The 7,014-nt window shown below is 48.7% G+C and carries 7 protein-coding genes; 2 read left to right on the forward strand and 5 right to left on the reverse strand.

Going from position 1 to position 7,014, the window contains the following annotated elements; translation table 11 throughout:
- Positions 1-483, forward strand: a 483-nt coding sequence (locus AACP44_RS07820) for a lysophospholipid acyltransferase family protein (RefSeq protein ID WP_339339950.1), incomplete at its 5' end; no start/stop codon positions are given.
- A 41-nt stretch (positions 484-524) separates the two neighbouring features.
- Positions 525-1,322 carry a co-chaperone DjlA gene (gene djlA / locus AACP44_RS07825; RefSeq protein ID WP_339339952.1) on the forward strand — a complete coding sequence of 266 codons (798 nt, stop codon included), beginning with the start codon at positions 525-527 and terminating at the stop codon, positions 1,320-1,322.
- 22 nt (positions 1,323-1,344) lie between these two features.
- Here the strand turns inward: djlA and AACP44_RS07830 are convergent, their stop codons facing one another.
- The 5 genes from AACP44_RS07830 to def form a co-directional block, all read right to left on the reverse strand.
- Complete coding sequence (locus tag AACP44_RS07830) at positions 1,345-2,793, reverse strand: TrkH family potassium uptake protein (protein ID WP_339339954.1); 1,449 nt, start codon at positions 2,791-2,793, stop codon at positions 1,345-1,347.
- Positions 2,793-4,166 (reverse strand): Trk system potassium transporter TrkA, encoded by a 1,374-nt coding sequence (gene trkA, locus AACP44_RS07835; RefSeq protein ID WP_339339955.1) that lies wholly within the window; start codon positions 4,164-4,166, stop codon positions 2,793-2,795. Before trkA ends, AACP44_RS07830 begins: the two co-directional genes overlap by 1 nt.
- Positions 4,167-4,260: 94 nt before the next feature.
- A complete protein-coding gene (gene rsmB / locus AACP44_RS07840; RefSeq protein WP_339339956.1) occupies positions 4,261-5,565 on the reverse strand; it encodes a 16S rRNA (cytosine(967)-C(5))-methyltransferase RsmB in 1,305 nt (434 codons plus the stop codon).
- The gene (fmt, locus tag AACP44_RS07845; protein ID WP_339339957.1) at positions 5,562-6,521 is read right to left on the reverse strand and encodes a methionyl-tRNA formyltransferase; all 960 of its coding nucleotides are present in this window, start codon (positions 6,519-6,521) and stop codon (positions 5,562-5,564) included. The genes rsmB and fmt overlap by 4 nt, the downstream gene beginning before the upstream one ends.
- A gap of 13 nt (positions 6,522-6,534) precedes the next feature.
- Positions 6,535-7,014 (reverse strand): peptide deformylase (def, locus tag AACP44_RS07850; protein ID WP_339339958.1); only part of this gene is annotated, 480 nt, incomplete at its 5' end.

Here is a 7,014-nt window from a genome sequence, read left to right on the forward strand (position 1 = left end):
ATGTATCAGCCACCGGATAATCAGGCGGTTGATCAGTTGATGACCCGAGCCCGTAGCCGCAATGGCGCCAAGCTGGTTGCCACCGATACCACCGGCGTAAAGGCCTTGTTGCAGGCGTTAAAAAGGGGCGAAATGATAGCGGTATTGCCTGATCAAGTCCCTCCGATGGCGGGTGGCGGTTTTGCGCCCTTCTTTGGTACGCCCGCCTTAACCACCACGCTAATAAGAAAGCTGGCCAAACGTACCGGCGCAACAGTCATTATGGCCAGCGCCTTAAGAATTAACCATAGCGGCAAATTTCGTCTGGTGTTTACAGCGGTTCCGGAGACTATTTGTGCTGATGATGAGTCGCTCGCCCTCAGCGTGCTAAACCAAAGTGTTGAGCAGTGTGTTGCGCTGGCGCCCGAGCAGTATCAATGGGAATATAAACGCTTTAAAAAGCAGCCCGAAGGCAACAGAAAATACTATCAAAATAACAACTAGGCATTAAACGCGACAGGCGTTAACGTTAATTGGAGAAAGTCGTGATATTTGGAAAGATCATTGGCGGTTTCATCGGTTTATCCTCGGCCGGTTTTTTTGGCGCGATTATTGGCGTATTGGCCGGCCACTTTTTTGATAAAGGCATTGCCCAAGCTATGGGCTTTGACTACGGCGCTGACCGCGCCAAGTTACAGCGGTTATTTTTTGAAACCACGTTTAAAATTATGGGTCATTTGGCCAAAGTCGATGGCCGCATTAGTGAAGAGGAAATTCAACAGGCGGAAGCCTTGATGGCACAGCTAGGTTTAACCGCTGAGCATCGCAAAGAAGCTATAGCCTTGTTTAAACTAGGTTCACAAAATGATTTTCAATTAGAGCCGGTTATCGCATCATTTATTGCCAACGGTGGTCGTCGTCATAATCTACCGATTTTACTACTGGAATTTTTATTCAGCATCGCCATGGCCGATGGTGAAATGCATCAGGCAGAAAAAGAGATTCTCAGTAAAACCGCCGGCTATTTGGGGATAGGCAGTCGTCAGTTTGAACAATTATTAGCGATGCTAATGGCGCAGCAGAATTTCGCCGGCGGTCAGTATCAACAGCAGGGGCAGCGACAAACTAGCGCTAATGAGTTAGATAAAGCGTATAAAGCTTTGGGCGTTAGCAGTGCTGACAGTGACCGAGACATTAAAAAAGCTTATCGTAAGCTGATGAGTCAGCATCATCCGGATAAATTAGTTGCCCAAGGTGTGCCGGAAGCTATGATGAAAGTGGCTACTGAAAAGGCCCAAGAAATACAGGCGGCCTATGATTTAATCAAAAAAGCGAGAAGTTAAGCAGCATTAATGACGGCAGACCTTACTGTCTCCAAAATGCCGGCGTAAATAAAACAATTAGAGTAAAGATTTCCAGTCGTCCAAGTAGCATCGAGAAACATAATATCCATTTGGCGGGCGCACTAATCCCGCCGTAGCTGGTAGCAACTTCGCCCAGCCCAGGGCCGAGGTTGTTGATGGTTGCCGCTACTGCAGAAAAGGCGCTTGTATAATCCAAGCCGGTTGCCATAAGCAAAAACAGAATCACAATAAAAGCAAAGATATATACCGCAAAGAAACTCCATACCGCACTAACGACCTTGGCTTCTACACGGCGGTTACCTACCTTTAGCGGGATAACCGCATGGGGGTGAACCAGTTGTGATAATTCTCTCACCCCCTGCTTGGTCATCAACATAACCCGCACTGCTTTCATGCCGCCGCCGGTAGAGCCGGCGCAGCCACCCATAAACGACAGCAAAATTAATAGAAAGGGTAAAAAGCTTGGCCAGGCGGAAAAATCTGCCGTCACAAAACCGGCAGTGGTGGCAATAGAAATTGTTTGAAATAAACCGTGCAGCAGGCCTTCATTAACACTGTAGGTATTATTTAGAATTAAATAAGTGGCAACAATCACGGCCGCGCCCAAAATAGTATAAACAAAGAACCGGCTTTCCGAGTCGCGAATATAATGCCGATAACTGCTTTGTCTTAAGGCATAAAAGTGCAGCGCAAAATTAATTCCCGCAATCATCATATATAAACAGGCAATCAACATAATGGCGGGGCTATTAAAATAACCGATACTGGCATCATGGGTAGAAAACCCGCCAATCGCAATGGTGGAAAAGGCGTGACAAATAGCATCGAAGCTCGACATACCCGCCGCCCAATAAGCAATCGCGCAGGTTGCCGTTAATAGCACATAAACCAGAAATAAGGCCTTGGCCGTTTCGGCAATACGCGGGGTTAATTTGCTATCTTTTACCGGCCCCGGTGTTTCGGCGCGATATAATTGCATGCCGCCAATACCCAGCATTGGCAGAATGGCGACAGCGATAACGATAATACCGATGCCGCCTAACCATTGAAGTTGTTGGCGATAAAATAAAATCGATTTGGGTAAATCGTCGAGACCGGTAATAACCGTGGCGCCGGTGGTTGTCAGACCCGATAGTGATTCAAATACCGCATCACTGACCGTTAATTCAGGATTGGGTGCTAACAGAAAAGGTAAGGCGCCGAACAATCCCAGCACGGCCCAGAACAGGGAGGTAATTAAAAATCCGTCGCGGGTGCGCAAATCGGCTTGGCGCTTTGCGGTGGGCATCCACATCAATGCACCACTGACGGCCGTAATGGCAAAAGCCACAAAAAAAGCAGGATAAACGCCGTCACCATACCATAGCGAAACGGCAATGGGTGTAAACAGCGTTAAGCTGAACATCATTAGCAGCATGCCTAAAATACGAAAGATCAGCGCGATATGCATTAGAAGAAATTAAACCCAACCTGAAACAGGCGTTCGACTTGTTTTATTTTTGATTTGTCGGTGAGAAATACAATGACATGATCTTCCGGTTCAACCACTAAATATCGATGGGCGATTAATACTTCATCGCCACGCACAATGGCGCCGATGGAGGAGCCTTCAATTTTTTCAATTTCATCTAGACGCTTGCCGACCACTTTTGAGGAGCGGGCATCGCCGTGGGCAATCACTTCCAGGGCTTCCGCCGCGCCCCGTCGCAAGGAATGCACATTGGATACATCGCCACGACGAACATGGGTTAACAAACTGCCCATGGTGATTTGCTGTGGTGAAATCGCGATATCTATTTCACCCCCCTGCACCAGATCAACATAGGCGGGGTTGGCGATTAGGGTAATTACTTTTTTAGCGCCTAATCGTTTGGCCAACATAGATGACATAATATTGGCTTCATCATCACTGGTGAGGGCACAAAACACATCAACGTTTTCGATATTTTCCGCAATTAATAAATCTTTATCGGAAGCATTGCCGTTTAATACGATGGTGCTGCGTAGGGATTCCGATAGCTGGCGACAGCGGGCATAGCTTTGCTCAACCACTTTGATTTGATAATTATTTTCCAGTGCGCTGGCCAAGCGCTCACCAATGTTACCGCCACCAGCAATCAACAGGCGCTTGTAGGGTTTGTCTACTCCGCGCAGTTCGCTCATCACCGGCATAATATTGTCGCTAGAGGCGATAAAGAACACTTCATCATCTGCTTCAACCACTGTATCGGCCATGGGCATAATGGCGCGGTCGCGGCGGAAGATGGCGGCTACCCGAGTATCGACATTGGGCATATGACTGCGAATAGCGCGCAATTCGTTGCCGACGATGGGGCCATCGTGATACGCCTTAACCGCTGCCAGTTGGACTTTGCCGTCGGCAAAGTCCAATACCTGTAATGCGCCGGGGTATTCAATCAAGCGCTGGATATGGCGGGTGACTAATAATTCCGGGCTGATAATAACGTCGATCGGAATCTGATCGTTATTAAACATGCTGCGCTTTTCCAAATAGGGTAGTGCTCGCAGTCGGGAAATTTTAGTTGGGGTACGAAACAAGGTATAGGCAACTTGGCAGGCTACCATATTGATTTCATCAGAACTGGTAACAGCAATTAGCATATCCGCATCTTCGGCGCCGGCACGTTGCAATGCGTCGGGATGGGAAGCTTGTCCGGTGACGGTGCCGATATCAAGACGATCTTGCAGTTCGCGAAGACGATCGCTGTCTAAATCGACAACCGTGATATCGTTTTGCTCATCGGCGAGATGCTCGGCCAGAGAGGCGCCAACCTGCCCTGCCCCGAGGATAATGATTTTCATGGATATAGCCGTTGTTAAAGAAAAATAGTTATCTGTTTATTGTAAGTCTTAATTGGCTAAAGGCCATTTTTTCATGGGGTTTTTACCGTTATTTTTACCCTTTTTTGGCAATCAACGCATAAAAGAAACCATCATGCCCGTGCTCGCTTGGAAATAGCTGGCGGCCATAGGGCCTAGCCAAGCCCCAGTCGGCATGAATGACTTGATGCTCGGCATCAGCTTGCTGGCCACAGAAGCGGGCAACCACATGTTCATTTTCATCCGGCAGTACCGAGCAGGTGGCATAAACCAGCAAGCCGCCTGGCGCCAGTGTTTGCCATAGCGCTTGTAACATAGAAAACTGCAATTGGTGTAGCTGTTGTATATCGTCAAGCGTGCGATGCAGTTTGATATCGGGGTTGCGACGGATAACGCCGGTAGCAGAACAGGGCGCATCTAACAAAATACGATCGAAGGGTTTGCCATCCCACCAAGCGTCTATATCGGCGGCATCGCCGGCAATAAGTTGTGCCTTGAGGTTTAGCCGCTGTAGATTTTCTGCCACCCGATTTAATCGTTCTGGGTCAATATCGAGGCCAATCACTTCTGTTAGTTGCGGTTCCGTTTCCAGTATATGGCAGGTCTTGCCGCCGGGGGCACAACAGGCATCCAGTAATCGTTGCTGTGGTGCCAGAGCCAATAGTTCGGCAGATAGCTGCGCAGCTTCGTCTTGGACACTGATGCTGCCCTCGCTAAAGCCGGGCAATTGATCAACCATGACTGGCTGAATCAAACGTATGCCCTGTTGAGCATAATCACATGGTTTGGCGTCTATAGCTTGGCCTTGCAGTTGTAGAAGATAGTCTGCAGTCGAGACATGTTGCTGATTTACTCTTAGGCACATTGGCGGATGACTGTTATTGGCCTGCTCAATCGTACTGGCTTGTTCAGGCCAAACTTTGTTAAGTAGTTTATGCAACCATTCAGGATGAGCATGGTGTTCTGCAGGACTAAGTTGTGCCACGATCGCTTGCGACTTGCGTTGCCATTGCCTTAGCACGCCATTGACCAAGCTTGCGGCCCAATCTTTGTTTAATACTTTGGTGGCGTTAACCGTGGAGTTCACCGCGGCATGATCCGGCATCCGCATTTCACTCAACTGATATAGACCGAGCATAACCAACATCTGGATATCCCGATGTTTATTTTTTAACGGCTTGCTGATCAGTCGTTGACTAATGCCAGCTAACCTTGGATAAAAGCGCAAAACGCCATAACAAAGTTGTCGAAATAGCGCGCGGTCTTTTTCAATAACTTGTGCTTCAAACACAGGAATTTGTTGCGATAGTGAGGAGCCGTTAGACACCGCAGCAAGACAGCGGGCAGCTGTAGCACGGCAATCTATCGATTCAATACTCATACTGTTTCAATCGAGTCGAAGCGGGTGCCGGCGGTAAACCAATCGGCTTTGGAATTCATCACGGCGGGAATATCCAGCGCTTTGCCGCCGGGTAGTTGTATCATTTGTAGGCTCAAGCTACCTTCACCGCAGGCAACGACAATGGATTTTTTATTGGCCGCAATAATTTCGCCAGCGGCGCCGCTTGGTTCGCTTAATGAGGCCTGCCAGATTTTTATCCGATCGCCATTCAGACTGGTATAGCTAATAGGAAAGGGGTTAAAGGCACGTATTTTTCGCTCGATAAGTGTCGCTGGCTGCTGCCAGTCGATGGCCAGTTCCTGTTTCGATATTTTGGCGGCGTAACAGGCGTGTTGATTATTTTGCTGGGTTGCAGTGATGGCTTGTTCGGCTATTTGCTGTAGCGCTTTATTTAATGCCGGCACACCGATGCTAGCGAGTTTATTATGCAAGCTACCGCCGGTATCGGTTGCACTGATATCGCAACGCGCTTCCAGCAGTATATCGCCGGTATCCAGCCCTTCATCCATTTGCATAATCATTACGCCGGTTTCACGGTCGCCAGCCTCAATCGCTCTTTGGATGGGCGCTGCACCGCGCCAACGGGGCAGTAAAGAGGCATGCACATTAATGCAACCAAGGTGGGGGGTATCTAGAATAACTTTGGGCAGCAGCAAGCCGTAAGCCACCACAACCATTAAGTCGGCATTAAGCTCGGCAAGGGCTTGTTGGTCGGCAGGCTGTTTAAAGTTAGTGGGCTGGTAAATGGGGATATTATGATCCAGCGCTACTTGTTTAACAGCGCTGGGCTTAAGCTTTTTGCCGCGACCTGCAGGCCGGTCGGGCTGGCTATAAACGGCAATGACTTGATGATCGCCCTGCTCTAGGATGCCCTGAAGATGCGTAGCGGCAAAATCCGGAGTGCCGGCAAAGATAATGTTCAAGGGTCGGGCCATGAAAGTAGAAGCCTTAAGCGTTTTGTTTGTGTTGTTTTTCTAGCTTGGAGCGAATGCGTTTGCGTTTAAGCGACGAGATATGATCCACAAACAGTTTGCCGTTTAGATGGTCAACTTCGTGCTGAATGCAGACGGCCAACAGGCCTTCAGGCTCTATTTCAAAACTGTCGCCATGACGATCAAGTGCGGTTACCCGAATTTTTTCCGGTCGAGTCACGGTTTCATGAAAACCGGGTACCGATAAACAGCCTTCATCATACTCATGATCGGGGCCATCAAGTACGGTGATTTCGGGGTTGATAAATACCAGTGGCTGATCACCTTGCTCGCTGACATCAATAACGACAACGCGCTGATGCACATTGATTTGTGTTGCCGCCAGACCAATACCTTGAGCGTGATACATGGTTTCAAACATATCGTTGATTAGTTGTAGCAGGCGGCCATCGACATTTTCCACAGGCTTGGCCTGTGTGCGCAGTCGCGGGTCGGG

It is taken from the genome of uncultured Oceanicoccus sp., assembly GCF_963968385.1.
Classification (GTDB): domain Bacteria; phylum Pseudomonadota; class Gammaproteobacteria; order Pseudomonadales; family Dasaniaceae; genus Oceanicoccus.